The following is a 697-nucleotide window of genomic DNA, read 5'->3' as shown; positions in this document are numbered from 1 at the left end:
AAGGCGAACCGGGAGAACTGAAACATCTAAGTACCCCGAGGAAAAGAAATCAACCGAGATTCTGTGAGTAGCGGCGAGCGAAAGCGGAGTAGCCAGTAAGTGATAGCATGTGATTTAGGAGAATTAGCTGGGAAGCTAAGCGACACAGGGTGATAGCCCCGTATCTGAAAGATTGCATGTGGTACTAAGCTTACGATAAGTAGGGCGGGACACGAGGAATCCTGTTTGAAGATGGGGGGACCATCCTCCAAGGCTAAATACTCCTGATTGACCGATAGTGAACCAGTACTGTGAAGGAAAGGCGAAAAGAACCCCGGTGAGGGGAGTGAAATAGAACCTGAAACCCTGTACGTACAAGCAGTGGGAGCCCCATCATTAAGCCAAAGGCTCGATGATGAGTAGCGCACCTTTTGTTGGAAGTGCGGTTGACTTCACGCAGTGAAGTCTAACCCGAGAAAATCAAACAGAGGGGGCTTAATGATGGGGTGACTGCGTACCTTTTGTATAATGGGTCAGCGACTTATATTTTGTAGCGAGGTTAACTGAATAAGGGAGCCGAAGGGAAACCGAGTCTTAACTGGGCGGTTAGTTGCAAGGTATAGACCCGAAACCCGGTGATCTAGCCATGGGCAGGTTGAAGGTTGGGTAACACTAACTGGAGGACCGAACCGACTAATGTTGAAAAATTAGCGGATGA

At 48.6% G+C, this 697-nt stretch carries 1 rRNA gene; it reads left to right on the top strand.

Annotated features, from left to right (window positions below):
• Positions 1 to 697: ribosomal RNA gene (locus C3007_RS10895) — 23S ribosomal RNA — on the top strand; the annotation flags it as partial.

Origin of the sequence: Avibacterium gallinarum (assembly GCF_002921135.1) — a bacterium.
GTDB lineage: Bacteria > Pseudomonadota > Gammaproteobacteria > Enterobacterales > Pasteurellaceae > Avibacterium > Avibacterium gallinarum.
The sequence above is the reverse complement of the archived record's forward strand: the minus strand, read 5'-3'. Positions and strand labels throughout refer to the sequence as shown.